The sequence below is a fragment of the Reyranella sp. genome, assembly GCF_044224635.1.
GTDB lineage: Bacteria > Pseudomonadota > Alphaproteobacteria > Reyranellales > Reyranellaceae > Reyranella.
The window spans coordinates 37,497-55,580 of sequence record NZ_JBGAKA010000033.1 but is presented as its reverse complement, the minus strand read 5'-3'; the positions used below and the strand labels follow the sequence as shown (position 1 = coordinate 55,580).

General features: G+C 67.8%; 12 protein-coding genes. 5 read left to right on the top strand and 7 right to left on the bottom strand.

The features are described from left to right. Positions 1-66: 66 nt before the first annotated feature. Positions 67-780, top strand: coding sequence for a GntR family transcriptional regulator (locus ACILR9_RS25060; protein ID WP_395712696.1), 714 nt, complete (start codon positions 67-69; stop codon positions 778-780). 342 nt (positions 781-1,122) lie between these two features. Here the strand turns inward: ACILR9_RS25060 and ACILR9_RS25055 are convergent, their stop codons facing one another. The 3 genes from ACILR9_RS25055 to ACILR9_RS25045 all read right to left on the bottom strand — a co-directional run bounded on the left by ACILR9_RS25055 (position 1,123) and on the right by ACILR9_RS25045 (position 4,349). Then, on the bottom strand, positions 1,123-1,647 hold the full coding sequence (locus tag ACILR9_RS25055) for a hypothetical protein (protein WP_395712695.1): 525 nt from the start codon (positions 1,645-1,647) through the stop codon (positions 1,123-1,125). Positions 1,648-1,739: 92 nt separating this feature from the next. Next, positions 1,740-2,645, bottom strand: coding sequence for an MBL fold metallo-hydrolase (locus ACILR9_RS25050; protein ID WP_395712694.1), 906 nt, complete (start codon positions 2,643-2,645; stop codon positions 1,740-1,742). A 45-nt stretch (positions 2,646-2,690) separates the two neighbouring features. Next, positions 2,691-4,349 (bottom strand): amidohydrolase family protein, encoded by a 1,659-nt coding sequence (locus ACILR9_RS25045; protein ID WP_395712693.1) that lies wholly within the window; start codon positions 4,347-4,349, stop codon positions 2,691-2,693. A 416-nt stretch (positions 4,350-4,765) separates the two neighbouring features. Here ACILR9_RS25045 and ACILR9_RS25040 point away from each other — a divergent pair, with 416 nt between their 5' ends. From ACILR9_RS25040 to ACILR9_RS25025, 4 genes are all read left to right on the top strand, one after another. Then, positions 4,766-6,130, top strand: coding sequence for a tetratricopeptide repeat protein (locus tag ACILR9_RS25040; protein WP_395712692.1), 1,365 nt, complete (start codon positions 4,766-4,768; stop codon positions 6,128-6,130). Beyond that, positions 6,117-6,794, top strand: a complete 678-nt coding sequence (locus ACILR9_RS25035; protein ID WP_395712691.1) for a nitroreductase — start codon at positions 6,117-6,119, stop codon at positions 6,792-6,794. Before ACILR9_RS25040 ends, ACILR9_RS25035 begins: the two co-directional genes overlap by 14 nt. A gap of 219 nt (positions 6,795-7,013) precedes the next feature. Beyond that, positions 7,014-8,654, top strand: coding sequence for a flavin-containing monooxygenase (locus tag ACILR9_RS25030; protein WP_395712690.1), 1,641 nt, complete (start codon positions 7,014-7,016; stop codon positions 8,652-8,654). Position 8,655: 1 nt separating this feature from the next. Beyond that, the gene (locus ACILR9_RS25025; protein WP_395712689.1) at positions 8,656-9,468 is read left to right on the top strand and encodes an SDR family NAD(P)-dependent oxidoreductase; all 813 of its coding nucleotides are present in this window, start codon (positions 8,656-8,658) and stop codon (positions 9,466-9,468) included. Between the two features lie 51 nt (positions 9,469-9,519). On the opposite strand, the gene ACILR9_RS25020 is transcribed toward ACILR9_RS25025, so the two are convergent. The 4 genes from ACILR9_RS25020 to ACILR9_RS25005 form a co-directional block, all read right to left on the bottom strand. Next, positions 9,520-9,807, bottom strand: coding sequence for a helix-turn-helix domain-containing protein (locus ACILR9_RS25020; protein ID WP_395712688.1), 288 nt, complete (start codon positions 9,805-9,807; stop codon positions 9,520-9,522). Positions 9,808-9,862: 55 nt separating this feature from the next. After that, complete coding sequence (locus ACILR9_RS25015) at positions 9,863-11,431, bottom strand: efflux transporter outer membrane subunit (protein ID WP_395712687.1); 1,569 nt, start codon at positions 11,429-11,431, stop codon at positions 9,863-9,865. Continuing rightward, complete coding sequence (locus ACILR9_RS25010) at positions 11,428-14,721, bottom strand: efflux RND transporter permease subunit (protein WP_395712686.1); 3,294 nt, start codon at positions 14,719-14,721, stop codon at positions 11,428-11,430. Before ACILR9_RS25010 ends, ACILR9_RS25015 begins: the two co-directional genes overlap by 4 nt. Before the next feature lie 182 nt (positions 14,722-14,903). After that, positions 14,904-18,080 (bottom strand): multidrug efflux RND transporter permease subunit, encoded by a 3,177-nt coding sequence (locus ACILR9_RS25005; protein ID WP_395712685.1) that lies wholly within the window; start codon positions 18,078-18,080, stop codon positions 14,904-14,906. Between the last annotated feature and the right edge of the window lie 4 nt (positions 18,081-18,084).

Sequence of the window (18,084 nt, the reverse complement as noted above, 5' to 3'; positions counted from 1 at the left end):
AACGGGTTTGCCTGTCTGACATGCCCAATAATATATTGTCTTTTGTCAGACAAGATAGAGTGCCTCATGGACGCCGCTTCGTCGACGGAAACTCCCCTCGGCAGGCTCGTGAAGCCGCTTTCCGAGCGCTTGGCGGAGCGGATCCTGGAAGACGTCATGTCGGGTCGCCTGATGCCGGGGGAGCGCCTGAAGGAGGAGCTGCTCGCCCGGACCCACGCTGTCAGTCGCGCGACGGTCCGCGAGGCCCTGATCGCGCTGGCGCGGCAGGGCTACGTCGTGCGGATCCCGCGCTTCGGCGCGCGCATCGCCGAGCTGTCGCGGCACGACCTCGACGATCTGTTCGAGCTGCGGGCGGCGCTGCTCGCGGTGGCCGCCGGCCGGTTCGCCAGGGTCTCCGGCGACGCAGACCGCCGGATGCTCGAAGCCCTGGTCGCCGAGCTGGAGGAAGCGGCCGCCGACGAGGCGGTGTCACCGCCGGCGTTCGCCACGCTGTCGATCCGCCTCCAGACGCTGCTGACCGAGCGCTGCGGCAACGATCATCTCCCCGACATCTACAAGCGCCTGGCCAGCATGGGAACGTGGCAGCTGATCCGCGGCCAGGCGAGCAGCTTCCTCACCCTGCGCGGTCGCCAGGAGTCGGCAGCCGACTGGCGGCACGTCGCCCGTTGCATTGCGGCGCAGGATATCGAGGGCGCGGAGCGCGCTGGCCGTCGCCTGCTCGAGCATTCGGCCGCGCGCGTGCGGCAGCACTATGATGACGCGGGGGCTGAGCCGGCCTGATACAGCGGGGCCGTGCCCTGCCTCCCCTAGGCCTAGGGGACGGGTCGCGCAGCAGAGAGGCCGCAACTAGAGCATGATCGGTTGGCTTGGAACCAATCGGACGTCTCTTCTGTCATCCTGAGCGAAGCGAAGGATCTCATCGCCAGAAGTCTCAAAGTGCGCTCGTGGCAGGCGGCGATTAGGTCCTTCGCTGCGCTCAGGACGACTGGAAAGCTCGCCGACCTGATCGCCTTCTTTGGTGCTTTAACAGCTCTAGCAGAATCGATTTCTTGCGGGGACGCGACGAAGGCGGGCGCCTGGGTGTGATCTACCGCTGAACCATTGGCGCCCTCGGCTACGGCTTCAGGTTCGCGCGTCGCTCACGGCTTGAGCAACACGCGTGGCCTGGGAAATGCTGCCGATGCGGGCTCGCGAGATGACGGTGCGCTTGCGCAGGCTTGGCAGGGGCCGTGCCCCTTCGTAGGCAGTGTAGCCCGCGTCGGGTCGCGGCGGGAACTGGGCCGCTCGGCGCATCTCCAGGGCGCGCGTCGCAGCGTCCATATGAGCTGCGCGCCTTTCCAGATGCATACGACGCGTCACTTCCTTGTTCACGCGCTTTACCGCCGCGCCGAAAATCTGCTTCCGCTGAAACGAACGCTCGGCGGTGCCAGGAAAGCTTGCGCCGCGTGGCTCTCCTTTCCCGCGCTGCTCGCGCCGCTTGGTCCTCGCCAGAGTGCTCTCTTTGCCTTGCAGATCGCGCAATCGTTGACGAAGCGCCTTCAGGTCGTCGAATGACACATCGTAGATTGCCGGGTGGTGACTGGCGAATACGGGCTGCTGCTCATCGTACGTGAGAAGACTTTTCTCGAACTTGCAGGGCACGGACATGGATATCCCCTCACTTCATCTGGCCGATTCGCATCGCGTGGCCGCAGGAATTGTAGGCCTGTCCGCGGATCGGTCAATTTCCAACCGTCTCATCAGAAACCGGCCTTGGTCGCAGCGACAAACTGGGGACGAAAGCCCTCCCCTTCCGGCTCGACCGACGCCACGTGCGGCGCGGCGAAGTGCGTGGGGAACAGCAGGGCATGGGTCTCGCAACAGTGCTCGAGCACCTTGCGCCGCGTCGCCCGGGCCTGATCGGGCAGTTCGCAGAACCGGGTATTCCAGCCCGGTTCCCAGACCTGCACCGGATGATGCAGGACGTCGCCGCAGAAGAGGCCGCGCTCACCGCCATCATCCAGCTTGAGAATGACATGACCGGGCGTGTGTCCTGGAGAGGGTTCGACCAGTAGCCGGTCATCGATGGCGTGCCGGTCGTCCAGCAGCACGGCTTGGCCCGACTGGATCACCGGCAGGACGCTGTCGTCGTAGACGCCGGCGCGGGCGGGTGCCTTGGCCCGGCGGTCGCCGACATTGGGATCCCAGTAATCGTGCTCGACGCGCGAAAACAGATAACGGGCCCTGGGAAAGGTGGGCACCCATCGGCCATTGTCGAGGCGGGTGTTCCAGCCGACGTGATCGGCGTGCAGATGGGTGCACAGCACGATGTCGATTTCCTCCGGCGCGACCCCCGCGGCCCGCAATCGGTCGAGGAACGGCACGTTCAACTGGTGAAAGCGCGGCAGCCAGGGTCGCTCCTTGTGATTGCCTGCGCAGCTGTCGAGAAGGATCGTGTGACGATCGGTCCGGATCAGCCATGAATGATTGCTGGTGATCAGCTTGTCGGCGGCCGCATCGAAATGGACGGGCACCATCCAGGGCAGATGGCGGTCGAAGCGCTCACGAACCACATCGGCGAGGAACGTCTCGACCGTCGAATCGTTGGGACCGACCTGCTCCTCGATGCGGGTGACCGTCGTGCTGCCGATTGTCCAGGTCTGCACTCGCCTCCTCCTTCCGGCATCCAGCCACGGCCTCCCTGGCCCGGCTCAGGCACGGTGGCGAAGCACCGTGCCTGCGCGGGCGCCGGTCAGCTCGCCGTCGAGGACATTGACCACGCCATTGACCAACGTCGCCTTGTAGCCAAGGGAGCGCTGGATGAAGCGCGCCGCGCCGCCCGGGAAATCATTGACCAGCTCGGGGTGCAGCTCGGCCACCCGCTCGACGTCGAGCACGTTGACGTCGGCACGCTTGCCGACGGCGAGCGTGCCGCGGTCCTCCAGCCCCATGATGCGCGCCGGCACGGCGGCGATGCGGCGCACCGCCTCCTCGAGGGTGAAGAAGCTCGTCTGGCGTACCCAATGGGACAGCACGAAGGTCGCCCAGCCCGCGTCCATGACCTGCGTGACATGCGCGCCGGCGTCGCCCAGGCTGGGATAGCAACAGTCGCTCTTGAACATGTGGGCGAGCGCGTCGAGGTCGGCGTTGAACATGCGCAGCGTGAACAGCGCCTTGCCCCCGGTCTCGCGGCCGAGCCGCAGGAACGTCTCGGCCCAGTGCTCGCCGCTTCTCTGCGCGATGGCCACGAGGTTCATCTCCTCGCCGGCCGTATAGGCCGGGGTCGGACCATCGCCGAGATAGAAGACCTTCTCGACCGGCGTGCCGAGATTCTGCTTGAACCCGTTGGCCCTCGCCTCGGCCATCAGCTGGCCATGGAACTCGACGTCCCCCAGGGCCGCAACCCGCTCGGCCAGAGTGGGCAGGCGGCGCAGCCGTGACCACGCCGCACCGCGCACGGGCAGGCCGGCCTGCAGGCCGTAGATCATGCCTGACGCCCTCACCTGGGTGATCGCCGTCATGTCGCGGCCGGCGCACAGCGCCTCGAGCGACGCGCGACGCTGCCGCGCCAAGGCGAGATCGCCGCCGCCCGAGCCGTAGCTGAACAGGACACGTCCGTTGGCGGCGTCGGCAATGGTCCGCAAGACCTCGTTGTCGGCGCCGACCGCCTGCATCAGCGCGCCGCGCGACGCCACCACCTTGGCGATGTCCGTGAGCTCGACGGGATCGGCAAAGGTGCCGGGGATCGAGCGGCCGTCGGGCAGCTTGTGCGGCGCGAAACGGTTGGTCGAGAAGCCGGCGGCGCCGCGCTCGATCGAACGCGCGACGACATCGGCCATCTGCCGCCGCTCGGCGGCGGTCGCCTGCTCCTCCACCGCACGCTCGCCCATGACGTAGAAGCGAACGGCACTGTGGCCGACGAGCCCGGCAATATTGATGCCGGGCTGCAGCCGCTCGAGGGCGTCGAGGTAGCCGCCATAGTCCTCCCATGACCACGGCAGGCCGCTCAAGATGGCCTGACGCGGAATGTCCTCGACCGTCTCCATCATGCCGGCGAGCAGCTCCTTGTCCTGCGGGCGGCACGGCGCGAAGGTCACGCCGCAATTGCCCAGCAGCGCGGTGGTGACGCCATGCCAGCTCACGGGCGTGCAATCGGGATCCCAGCCGATCTGGGCATCGAGATGCGTGTGGATGTCGACGAAGCCGGGGGTCACGGCGAGACCGTCGGCGTCGATCTCACGCGCGCCACGCTCGGCGATCTTGCCGATAGCGGCAATCGCACCGTCCTTGATCGCAAGGTCGCCGGAATAGGCGGCAACGCCGGTGCCGTCGACGATGCGGCCACCGCGGATCACGACCTCGTAGCCCATGCGCTTCTCTCCCACCTCGATGCTCCGATCATAAGGGACGATGCGCGCGTTTCGAGCCTCTCCGGCTCACGTTGTTTCGGTCATCGATATCAGCTCGACGCCGAGTGCCGCGTGCCGACATCGCTGCAGTCCTCGCGAGCCACGGCGGGGCCTTGGAGCCCGTCACGAAGTGAGTGCTCCAGAGCTGCTGTCATCCCGAGCGCAACGAGGGGACCTTTGAGGCCGCAAACAAAGTCCCTCGCTGCGCTCGGGATGACAGCAGTATCGTCACAACTGAAGCCACTTATCTCGCTGCAGGCGCTCTAGGGATACTGAGCCGAGTATTGAGCCCAATTGCACGAGGTTGGCCGATGGAGGATATTTCGGGGAGCGCCGGGAACAGCACGGGCGACGATACTGGTGGTAGGGGTGGTGACATGCTGACAGACCGCTACGGCTTGGCCGTATCCACCACCGTCGCCACCGCGTGCGATGCCTACGTCGACGGCGTCGATCTCCTGCTGACCGTCTACCCCGGTGCCGGCTCGTCTTTCGACCGCTCCATCGCCGCCGATCCAGGCTTCGCCTTGGCCCATGTCGGCAAGGCCCGTGCCTTTCAGCTGGCGGGCAATCCTGCGGCCATGCGCGAGTCCCTCGCCACCGCATTGTCCCTCGGTGACGCAGCCTCGGCGCGCGAGCGCAGCCACATCGACGTCTTTCGTCACCTGTTTGCCGGCCAGGCTGTCGCAGCGCTGGCCGCGATCCGCGTCCATGTAAATACGTGGCCGCGCGACGCCTTCGTGCTGAGCCTCGCCGCCAATCAGGGTGGCTTGATCGGGATGTCTGGCCTGCCTGGTCGCGAACAGGGCCTTGTCGATTTTCTCGACCAGCTCGCCCCGCACTACGGCGAGGATTGGTGGTTCGAGGCCCATCACGGCATGGCCCTATCGGAAATCGGTCTGCACGGCGCGGCGCGCCCCAAGATAGAGCGGTCCCTGGCCCGGATGCGGCGCAACGCCTATGGCGCGCACGCCTTCGCCCATCTCTGTTATGAATCCGGAGAGCGGGACAGCGGCATCGCTTTCATGCGCGACTGGCTGCCGTCCTACGATCGCAATGGCGGGCTGTTCGGCCACCTGAACTGGCACCTCGGCTTGTTCGAATTGCACGCCGGCAATCTGGAAGCGGGGCTTCGGCTCTATAGCGACGCCTTCTCGGCGGACGATCATCGCGGCGCCGTGCATCAGAAGCTCTCGGATTCGTCCTCGTTTCTGTGGCGCGCGGAACTGGCGGGCCATCCCCGCGATCACGCGCGCTGGGCGAAGCTGCGGGAGTACGCACGAGAGAAGATTCCACGGCCGGGTTTTTCCCTCGCCGATTGGCATGCCGCGCTCGCCTATGCCGTCGACAGTGATGGCGCGGCGCTGGAAGCCTGGATCCAGGCCATCGAGGAGCTGGTGAAAGCCGGCCGGTATCCTTCTGGTTCGACCATTCCCGCCGTGGCTCGGGCCTTCGCGGCCTTCCAGCGCGGTGATCATGCAGCGGCCATCGACCTGATCGTGCCCATGCTGCCCGAACGGGAACGCATGGGCGGCAGCCGGGCGCAGGTCGATCTGGTGGAAGCAACGTTGTTGCGGGCCTATCTGAATTCCGGACGCGACGCGGAGGCCAGGCGTCTGGTCGCGGCGCGGCGACCGGGCCCGGCGAGGCTTCCGGTCGCGGGACCAGAACAGGCTATGGGTGGCATCACAGCCACTCCCTCGGTCAGGCATGAGGCGCAAGAGGCAAATGCAGTTCGATGACGTCATTCTCGGTCGCCGGAGCATCCGCGGCTACAAGCCCGATCCAGTCCCCAGGGCGCTGATCGAGGAGATCATCGGGCTGGCGATGCGCTCTCCGTCGTCCATGAACACCCAGCCGTGGAATTTCTACGTCATCACCGGCGAACCGCTGGATCGGATCCGGGCCGGCAACACGGAGCGGATGGTGGCGGGCATCGCGCAGTCGCGCGAGTTCCGCACCGGCCAGCCCTTTGCAGGCCAGCATCGAGACAGGCAGGTTGGTGTCGCCAAGCAATTGTTCTCCGCCATGGGGATTGCGCGCGATGACAAGGATGGACGCCAGGACTGGGTCTTGCGCGGCTTCCGCCAATTCGACGCGCCCGTGTGCGTGATCGTGACCTACGACCGCGTGCTGGACGGCAGCGACGATACGCCGTTCGATTGCGGCGCCGTGACCACGGCCCTGGTCAATGCCGCCTGGTCGCGCGGGCTGGGCGCCGTGATCAACAGCCAGGGCATCATGCAATCGCCCGTGGTGCGCGAGCACGCCGGGATAGCAGACGACCAGGTCATCATGAAAAGCATTGCGCTGGGCTGGCCGGACGACAGCTTTCCGGCAAATGCGGTCGTGTCCCAACGGAAGTCCGTCGCCGAAGCCACGGTGTTCGTCGGTTTCGACGGTTAGGGATTGCGATGACGGCTGGCCTCGGACATCCCGGGATCATCCTCCTCCCCAGCTTCGCTGGGGAGGTGTCCGCGTCTTCGCGGACGGAGGAGTCAAGAGTCACGGGAGACGGCGGGGCCCATGACTCATGACCCCTCCGTCGCCGTAAGACGGCGACACCTCCCCAGCGAAGCTGGGGAGGAGAATGAAGAACCCTCGGAGGACAGGGTCCTCGGGGCCGTGGTCGTCGGCGCCGGGTTCGGCGGACTCTATGCCCTGCACCGGCTGCGTGCGCTCGGCCTGTCGGTGGTTGGCATCGAAGCGGCGCCCGATGTCGGCGGGACCTGGTACTGGAACCGCTATCCGGGCGTGCGGTGCGACGTGCCGAGCCTGCTCTACTCCTACACCTGGTCACCCGAGCTGCGCGCCGAGTGGCGCTGGTCGGAACGCTATGCCGCCCAGGCCGAGATCCTGCGCTACATCGGCCATGCCGCCGACCGCTTCGGCTTGCGGCAGCTCATCCGCTTCGAGACGCGCGTCATCAGCGCCCTCTACGACGACGACGCCGGCGTCTGGACGGTGCGCACGAACCGCGGCGATTGCTTCCGCGCCCGCTTCTGCATCATGGCGACCGGCTGCCTGTCGGTGCCCAACACGCCCGACATTCCCGGCCTCGCCGACTTCGCCGGCGCCATCCATCACACCGCCCAGTGGCCGCACGAGCCTGTCGACTTCAGCGGCAAGCGGGTCGGAGTGGTGGGGACCGGCTCCTCCGGCATCCAGGCCATTCCGGTGATCGCCGAGACCGCCCGGCACCTCACCGTGTTCCAGCGCACGCCGAACTTCTCCCTTCCGTCGCGCAATCGCCCGCTGACCGAGCAGGATCATGAACAGTTCGAGGCCGGGTTCGAGGCCTATCTGGAAAGCCTGCAGCACTCCGACTTCGGCCGCGTGCCGCCCACCGCCGCGACCGCCCCCATCCCCGCGCGCGATGTCCAATGGACGCGCTACGAGGCGCTCTGGCAGGAGGGCGGCGGCGCCATCCTCTATGCGTTCCCCAACATCCTGACGCACCACGGCGTGAACGACGTCGCCTGCGACTTCGTGCGCGCCAAGATCCGCGAGGCCGTGCACGATCCGCAGACCGCCGATGATCTCTGCCCGACCAACCATCCGCTGGGCGTGAAGCGCATCTGCGTCGACAGCGGCTACTTCGAGACCTTCAACCGACCCAACGTCACGCTGGTCAACCTGCGCCGCGAACCAATCGAGCGCTTCACGCCGGCCGGCGTGCAGACGTCCGAACGCACGTTCGAGCTCGACATGCTGGTGCTCGCCACCGGCTTCGACGCCATCACCGGCGCGCTGCTGGCGATGGACATCCGAGGCCGCGACGGCAGGACACTGAAGGAGGCGTGGGCAGACGGGCCGCGGACCTATCTCGGCCTCGGCGTGGCGGGCTTCCCGAACCTGTTCACCATCACCGGTCCGGGCAGCCCCTCGGTCATCGGCAACGTGATCGCCAATTGCGAGCATCATGTCGACTGGCTGGTCGACTGCATCGAGCACATGCGCCGAGGCAAGCTGCAGACGGTCGAGCCCGAGGAGACGGCGCAGCACCAATGGATGGACCACGTGGCGGACGTGGCGTCGCGCACGCTCTATCCGGAAGCCAACTCCTGGTATCTCGGCGTGAACATCCCGGGCAAGCCGAAAGTCTTCATGCCTTATGTCGGCGCCGGCTACCGTCATACCTGCAGCCAGATCGCGGCGGACAGCTACAGAGGGTTCCGGTTCGAAGGCGGGACTGCGGAGCGTCATCGGCCTGGCCTGCACCGCGACGGGAGCCAGACGTGCGAGCCCGACCTCGAGGGAAACTGAGATGGCCAGTCGCGTCGAAGGAAAGATCGCCGTCGTCGTCGGCGCCGGACAGACCGAAGGAGAGACCATCGGCAACGGCCGGGCCACCGCGCTGCTGCTGGCACGTGAAGGCGCGACCGTGCTCTGCGTCGACCGGATCGGCGAGCGGGCACGCGAGACGGCCGACATGATTGCCGGCGAGCGGGGCGCTGCGGCCGCCGCCTCCTCGATGGCCAGCGACGTCACGGTCGCGGCCGACTGCGCCCGCATCATCGCCGAGGCGCAACGGCGTTACGGCCGGCTCGACATCCTGGTCAACAATGTCGGCATCGGCGGCGGCGGCGATGCGCCGGCGCACCGGCTGGAGGAGCATGTCTTCGACCGCATCATGGCGGTCAACCTGAAGGGCATGTGGCTGACGATCAAGGCGGCCATCCCGGCGATGCGCGAGCAGAAGGGCGGTGCGATCGTCAACATCTCCTCGCTTGCGGCGCTGACCGGGGCGACGCAGATGGCGTACGAGGTGTCCAAGGCAGCCGTCAATCGCCTGACGACGAGCGTCGCCCAGTCGAACGCGCGGTACGGCATCCGCGCCAATGCCATCATGATGGGCTTCATGGACACGCCCATGGCGGTCGCGGGCATCGCCCGCGCGACCGGCCGTCCGGCCGCCGACGTTCGTGCCGAGCGAGATGCCCAGGTCCCCCTGCGGAGCAAGATGGGCACGGGTTGGGACACCGCCTACGCGGCCCTGTTCCTGGCCTCCGACGAGGCCCGTTTCATCACCGGCGAGACTCTGCGCGTCGATGGCGGCATGGGCAACGGCCTGCGGTGACGCGGAGGGTCGGATCGCTCGCGGGGAAACGAATTCGAACTGTCGCTGAGGCTATGCGGCCCTCTCCGCGAGCAACCTCCGCATGACCTCTGGATCGCGCTCGATAGCCAACAGCAAGGCGCGAGCCGGCGCGTCTGGCGAGCTCCGATGCTGTTCCCAATCACGCAAGGTCGTGATGGGCAAGTGGAACGCCTCGGCGAACTCCGCTTGCGTCATCTCGAGACGCTGCCGCAGCACTTTGACCCGCGACACCCGGCGCATCTTCGCCAGCTGCTCAGGCGTGAGGGGCCGCGCATCGGGATCCGACAACGCCGCTGCCATGACTTCCTCGTCGGTCATGACATTGATGCGAGCCCAGTTGGACCTGTCAGGGGGAAGCTTGTCAAAGGGAAGCCTATTGCCAGACCTGCCACCACTGCTTCGGCGGTTTCGCCGGACCAGGCGGCGGGATCGCCGGCTGCGGCGTCTGGTCGATGCCGCCGATCGGTGTCGGCGCCGGCAAGTCGGAGTCGCGCCAGCCGCCGCCCAGCGCCTTCACCAGGTTGGCGCTGGCGGTCAGCCGGTTGAGGCGCACGGTGAGCAGCGTCTGCTCGGCGGCGAGCGCGGCGGTCTGGGTCTGCACCACCGTCGTGTAGGGCACGGTGCCGATGCGGTACTGGTTGAGCGACAGCCGCTCGGCCTCGCGCGCGGCGGCGACGGCGGCGCGCTGGACCTGCTCCTGCTGCACCAGGATGCGCTGCTGGACCAGCGCGTCCTCGACCTGCTGGAAGGCGACCAGGATGGTCTGGCGATAGGCCGCGACCTGGCCGTCGTAGGCGGCGCGGGCGCCTTCGACCTGGGCCTTCAGCGCGCCGCCGTCGAGCAGGGTGCCGGCGAGCTGCGGGCCGACCGACCACACCGCGCTGCCGATCTGCAGCAGGTTGGCGAGGCCGGCATTGAGGAAGCTGACGGCGGCGTTGAGCGAGATCGTCGGATAGAAGGCGGCCCGGGCGACGCCGATCTGGGCGTTGGCCGACGCCATGCGGCGCTCGGCGCCGGCGATGTCGGGCCGCCGCTCGAGCAGCGCCGACGGCACGCCGGCATCGACGGTCGGCACCTGCTGGGGCAACGGCGCCGGCGCCAGGCTGAGCTCGGCCGGGGCGCGCCCCATCAGCACGGCGATGGCGTGCTCGAACTGGGCGCGCGTGATGCCCTCGGCGACCAGCTGCGAGCGCGTCTGCTCGAGCTGGGTCTGCGCCTGCACCAGATCGACCTTGCTGACGATGCCGGCATCGACCTGGTTCTGCACGATCTCGACGGCGCGCGTGTAGGCCGCCACCGTCGCCTGGAAGATCCTGATGCGCTCGTCGGAGATGCGCAGCGAATAGTAATTGATCACCAGGTCGGCCTGGGCCGACAGCCGCGCCGAGGCGAGGTCGGAGTAGCTCGCCTGGGCGGCCGCCGAATCGCTCTCGATCTGGCGGCGGATGCGGCCCCACACGTCGATCTCCCAGCTCAGCGAGGCACCGGTCGAGAACTGGCCGACGCTCGAGGTGAACTGGCCGGTGTTGGTGTTGACCAGCACGGTGCCGCCGCCGCTGCGCTGGTTGCCGGTGCCGGTCTGCTGGGCGCTGCCCGTGCCGGTGAGCGTGGGATAGAGTCCGGAGATGTCCTGCCGCACCAGGGCGCGCGCCTGGCGATAGGCCGCCTCCGACTGCTTCAGCGTCTGGTTGGAGATGTCGATCTGCGCGGTCAGGCGATCGAGCTCGCGATCGCCGTACATCGTCCACCACGCGCCGCGGTCGACGTCGTCGCGCGGCATGGCCGGGCGGAACGGGATGTCGGTGCCGGGCGCCATCTCGGCGACGGCCTCCTTGAACTGCGCCGGCGGCGGGCTGGCCGGCGGCGGCCGCTGGTAGTCCGGCCCGACCACCGTGCATCCCGACACCAGCGCGAGGCAGAGAACCGGCGCCAGCTGCCTCATGCCGGCAACCCGGCGCTGCCCATGGCGCGCGCCACGCGGCTTGGCCGGTCGCGATCACGCCGGCGGAAGCGGTCGAGATAGAGGTAGATCACCGGGGTCGTGTAGAGCGTCAGGATCTGGCTGACGGCGAGCCCGCCGATGATCGAGATGCCGAGCGGCCGGCGCATCTCGGCGCCGTCGCCAAAGCCCAGCGCCAGCGGCAGAGCGCCCAGGATGGCCGCCATGGTGGTCATCAGGATCGGCCGGAAGCGCAGCACCGCCGCCTGGTGGATCGCCTCGCGCGGGTCGAGCCCCTCGTTGCGCTCGCGCTCGAGCGCCACGTCGATCATCATGATGGCGTTCTTCTTGACGATGCCGATCAGCAGCAGCACGCCGATCATGGCGATCAGGCTGAACTCGACATTGGAATATTTCAGCGCCAGCAGCGCGCCGACGCCGGCCGACGGCAGGGTCGACAGGATGGTGATCGGATGGATGTAGCTCTCGTACAGCACGCCCAGCACGATATACACCGCGGCCAGCGCCGCCAGCACCAGCAGAAGCTGGTTGCCGAGGCTCTGCTGGAAAGCCCGCGCGGTGCCCTGGAAGGAGCCATGGATGGTCGACGGCAGGCCGATCTCGCGCATCGTGTCGTTCACGTAGGTGACGGCATCGCTCAAGGTCTTGCCGGGCACCAGGTTGAACGAGACGGTGCTGGCGACGAACAGGCTCTGGTGGTTGACGGAGAGCGGCGTGGTGCCGAACTCGTAGCGCGTCAGCTGCGAGAGCGGGATCATGGTCTCGGCCGTCGTGCTGACAGCCGCGCCGGTCGATGCCGAGCCGCGGCCGCTGACGGCGATCTGGTTGGTGCGTTGGTTGCGCACCGCCGCCGCGGGATCGACGGCGCCGGCCTTCACCGGCGCGGTCGAGACGATCGCCCCGGTCGCCTGGGCGCCGCTGATCGCGCCGCCCGAGGTGCTGACATAGATGTCCTTCAGCGCCTCGGGATTCTGCCAGTGCTCGGGCGCCACCTCCATGACGACGCGGTACTGGTTCAACGCGTTGTAGATGGTCGAGACCTGGCGCTGGCCGAACGCATCGTAGAGCGTCGCCGAGATGCTGCGCGTCGACACGCCCAGCCTGGCCGCCGCATCGCGGTCGATCGTCAGGTTGACCTGCAGGCCGCGCTGCTGCTGGTCGGAATCGACATCGGTGATCACCGACTGGTCGGCGCGCAGCGCCTCGACCAGCTTGGGTCCCCAGACATAGAGGTCGGGCAGCGAATCGGCCTGAAGCGTGAACTGGTATTGCGCGTTGCCCTGGCGGCCGCCGACCCGGATGTCCTGCACCGCCGCCAGGAACAGGTTGGCGCCCGGCACCTGGGCAAGCTTGGGACGCAGGCGGGCGATCACCTGGTCGGCCGAGATCTTGCGCTCGCCGAGCGGCTTCAGGGTGGCGAACATGAAGCCTGAGTTGGTCGAATAGCCGCCGGTGAAGCCGGCGACGCTCTCGATGTCGGGATCGGCGCGCACGATCTCCATGAACTGGCGGAACTTCCGCCGCATCGCCTGGAAGGAGATGCTCTGGTCGGCGCGGATGCCGCCGACCAGGCGGCCGGTGTCCTGCTGCGGGAAGAAGCCCTTGGGGATGGTGACATAGAGGTCGATGTTGAGGATCACCGTCGCCAGGAAGATCATCATGGTGATCAGCGGATGGCGCAGCACCAGGCCGAGGCTGCGGCCATAGAGCCACTGCAGGCAGCCGAAGCCGCGCTCGCTCAGGCGGAAGAACAAGCCCGGCCGCCGCGCCTCGCCCTGCTGCGCGGCGCCCTGATGCGCGCGCAGCACGTAGGCGCACATCATCGGCGTCGTGGTGAGCGACACCACCATCGAGATCAGGATGGCGATGGTCAGCGTGACAGCGAACTCGCGGAACAGGCGGCCGACGATGCCGGGCATGAACAGGATGGGAATGAACACCGCGATCAGCGACAGGCTCATCGAGACCACGGTGAAGCCGACCTCGCGCGCGCCGAGCAGCGCCGCGGAGAGGCGCGACATGCCCTCCTCGATGTGGCGCGAGACGTTCTCCAGCACGATGATGGCGTCGTCGACCACGAAGCCGGCGGCGATCGCCATCGCCATCAGCGACAGGTTGTTGAGGCTGTAGCCCAGCAGGTACATGCCGCCGAACGTGCCGATCAGCGACACCGGCACGGCGACCGCGGCGACGAAGCCGGCGCGCGCCGAGCGCAGGAAGGCAAAGGTCACCAGCACGACCAGGATGATGCTGGCGATCAGCGCGGTCTCGACCTCCTTGAGCGAGGCGCGGATGGTGGTGGTGCGGTCGCTGACGACCTGCAGGTCGACGTCGTTGGGCAGCGACGCCTGCAGCTCGGGCAGCAACGAGCGCACCTCGTCGACCGTCTCGATGACGTTGGCGTTGGGCTGCAGGTAGACGATCACCAGCACCGAGCGCTTGCCGTTGGCCTGGCCCTCGTTGCGGATGTTCTCGGTCGAGTCGATCACCTCGGCGACGTCGCTCAGGCGGACCGGCGAGCCGTTGCGCCAGGCGATGATCAGGGGCCGGTACTCCTCGGCCGTGCGCGCCTGGTCGTTGGAGTAGATCTGGTAGCGCTGCTCGCCGACCTCGAGCGCGCCCTTGGGCGCGTTGGCGTTGGCCGCCGCCAGCGCCGCCCGCACGCTTTCGAGGCCGATGCGGTATTTCGACAGGCTGGTCGGGTTGATCTCGGCCCGCACCGCCGGCAGCGAGGCACCGCCCAGCACGACCTGGCCGACTCCGTTCACCTGGCTCAGCCGCTGCTGCAGGATGTTGGAGGCGGCGTCGAACAGGCGCCCCTGGCCGATGATGTCCGAGGTCAGGGCCAGCACCACGACCGGCGCGTCGGCCGGGTTGACCTTGCGGTATTGCGGATTGGAGGGCAGGTCGCCCGGCATCTCCATGCGGGCGGCATTGATCGCCGCCTGCACGTCGCGCGCCGCGCCGTCGATGCTGCGCGACAGGTCGAACTGCAGGACGATGCGGGCATTGCCGACCGTGCTCACCGACGTGATCTCGGTGACGCCGGCGATGGCGCCGAGCGCCCGCTCGAGCGGCGTGGTCAGGCTGGTGGCGACGGTCTCGGGCGAGGCGCCGGGCAGGCTCGCCGTCACCTGGATGGTCGGATAGTCGACCCTGGGCAAGGGCGCGACCGGCAGCTTGAAGAATGCCACCAGGCCGGCCAGCGCCAGCCCGATCGTCAGCAGGGTCGTGGCGACCGGCCGGGCGATGAAGGGCGCCGAGATGTTCACGGCGCCGGCCTCATGGCCTCGACCTCACCCTGAGGAGCGGCCCAGAGGGCCGCGTCTCGAAGGGTGGGCAACGCAAAGAACGATGCAAACCGGCTTGCTCCGCGATCTTCTGTGCGGCCCATCCTTCGAGACGGCCGCTACGCGGCCTCCTCAGGATGAGGACTTTGTTGGTCCGGCCCAAGTCAACGCCCATGGTCGGGAGCCCCCGCGACATCCGTACGCCCCTCCACCTGTAGCGGATGGCGCGGCGTATCGAGCGGCACGCCGCGCAGGCGGCGGCCGAGCCGGTCGAAGGCGAGGTAGATCACCGGCGTGGTGAACAGGGTCAGCACCTGGCTGACGATCAGGCCGCCGACGATGGTGAGGCCGAGCGGATGGCGCAGCTCCGAGCCGGTGCCGCTGCCCAGCATCAGCGGCAGCGCGCCGACCAGGGCGGCGACGGTGGTCATCAGGATCGGCCGGAAGCGCAGCAGGCAGGCCTGGTGGATTGCCTCCCGCGGCGTCTTGCCGTCGTTGCGCTCGGCGTCGAGGGCGAAGTCGATCATCATGATCGCGTTCTTCTTGACGATGCCGATCAGCAGCACGATGCCGATGATGGCGACGACGCTGAGATCGTCACCCGACAGCATCAGCGCCAGCAGCGCGCCGATGCCGGCCGACGGCAGGGTCGACAGGATGGTGATTGGATGGATGTAGCTCTCGTAGAGCACGCCCAGCACGATGTAGACAGTGACGATGGCGGCCAGGATCAGCAGCAGCTGGCTGTCGAGCGACTTCTGGAAGGCAAGCGCGGCGCCCTGGAAATGCGTCGTGAGCGACGCCGGCATGCCGATCTCGCGCTGGGCGGCGACGATGGCTTCGACCGCCTGGCCGAGCGAGGCGCCGGGCGCCAGGTTGAACGAGATGGCGGTGGCCGGGAACTGGCCGAGCCGGTCGAGGCGCAAGGGAGCCGAGCGCTCCTCGATGGTGGCGATGGCCGACAGCGGCACCTGCTTGCCGCCCGAGCCGGGCAGATAGAGGTCCGACAGGGACGCCAGCGAGCGGCCGAACGCCGGGTCGACCTCGTAGATCACGCGATACTGGTTCGACTGGGTGTAGACGGTCGACACGATGCGCTGGCCGAAGGCGTCGTACAGCACGTTGTCAACCGAGGCGGCGGTGATGCCGAAGCGGGCGGCAGCATCGCGGTCGATCCTGATGAACAACGACAGACCCTTGGCCTGCAGGTCGCTGGTGACGTCGACGATCTCGGGCACGCGCTGCAGGCGGTCGAGCAGGCGCGGCACCCAGGTGTCGAAATCCCCCGGCTTCACGCTCTGCAGCACGAATTGGTACTGGGTGCGGCTCACCGTCGAATCGACGGTCAGATCCTGGGACGGCTGCATGTAGAGCGAGATGCCCGGCACGCTTGCGGCCTCGTGCTGGATGCGGCGGATGATCTGGCTCGCCGTGGCGGTGCGCCCCTCGCGCGGCTTGAGGTTGATCAGCATGCGGCCGGAATTGAGCGTCGGATTGCTGCCGTCGACGCCGATGAAGGACGTCAGGCTCTCGACATCGGGATCATTGAGGATGGCCTCGGCCATGGCACGCTGGCGTTCGGCCATGGCCGGGAAGGAGATGCTCTGCGGCGCCTCGGTGACCGCCTGGATCAGGCCGGTATCCTGGACCGGGAAGAAGCCCTTGGGGATCACGACGTACATCCAGACCGTCAGCACGACGGTGGCGACCGCGATCAGCAGGGTGAACGGCTGATGGCGGAACACCACGACCAGGCAGCGCTCGTAGGCATCGATCAGCCAGCCGAACCAGCCGGCGCCCAGGGCCTCCGCCTCGGCATGCCGCCGCACCGTCTCGCCGTGCCCGCCGGCGACGTGACTGGCGCGCTGGCGCAGCAGCAGGGCGCACATCATCGGCACCAGGGTGAGCGACACCACCGCCGAGATCAGGATGGTGACGGCAAGCGTGACGGCGAACTCGCTGAACAGCCGGCCGACGACGTCGCTCATGAACAGCAGCGGGATCAGCACGGCGATCAGCGACACCGTGAGCGACACCACCGTGAAGGCGATCTGCTGCGAGCCTTCGAGCGCCGCCTGCCTGGGCGGATCGCCGCGCTCGATGTAGCGGGCGATGTTCTCGATCATGACGATGGCGTCGTCGACCACGAAGCCCGTGGCGATGGTGAGCGCCATGATCGACAGGTTGTTGAGGCTGTAGCCCGCCAGGTACATGACCGCGAGCGTGCCGACGAGCGACAGCGGCACCGACAGGCTGGGGATCAGGGTCGCCCGGGCATCGCCCAGGAACAGGAAGATCACGACGACCACCAGGACGACCGCGAAGGCCAGCTCGATCTGCACGTCACGCACCGAGGCGCGGATGGTGATGGTGCGATCGGTCAGGATCTGCAGGTCGACCGAGCCCGGCAGGGTCTCGCGCAGCTGCGGCAGCTGCGCCTTGATGCTGTCGACGACGGCGATGACGTTGGCGCCGGGCTGGCGGCGGACATTGATGATCACCGCCTGCGTCGAGTTCATCCACGCCGCGAGGCGGTCGTTCTCCTGGCCCTCGAGCACGGTCGCCACGTCGGAGATGCGCACCGGCGCGCCGTTGCGATAGGCCACGACGATGTCGCGGAAGACCTTCGGATCGGTCACCTGGTCGTTGGCGTTGATCGTGTAGGCGCGCGACGGACCGTCGAAATTGCCCTTGGGCGTATTGACGTTGGCGTTGGTGATGGTGGTGCGCAGATCGTCGATGTTGAGGCCGTAGGCGGCGAGCGCGGTCGGGTTGGCGCGGATGCGCACGCCGGGCTTCTGGCCGCCTTCCAGGCTGACCAGGCCGACGCCGGGCAGCTGGGCGATCTTCTGCGCCACCCGCGTGTCGACCAGGTCGTAGACCTTGGTCAGAGGCTCCGACTTGGAGGTGACGCCGAGCGTCAGCACCGGCGCGTCGGCCGGGTTGATCTTGGCGTAGACCGGCGGCGAGGGCAGATCGGACGGCAAGAGGTTGCCGGCGGCGTTGATAGCCGCCTGAACCTGCTGCTCGGCGACGTCGAGGCCGAGCTTCAGATCGAACTGCAGCACGATCGACGAGGCGCCGGCCGAGCTGGTCGACGTCATCTGATTGAGGCCCGGCATCTGGCCGAACTGGCGTTCCAGCGGCGCCGTGATGGCCGAGGTCATGACCTCGGGGCTGGCGCCCGGGTACAGCGTCTGCACGCGGATGGTCGGGTAGTCGACCTGCGGCAGCGCCGACAGCGGCAGGAACCGATAGGCGATCATGCCGACCAGCATGACCGCGACCATCAGCAGCGAGGTTCCGACCGGGCGCTCGATGAAGATCCGCGACGGGTTCATGTCG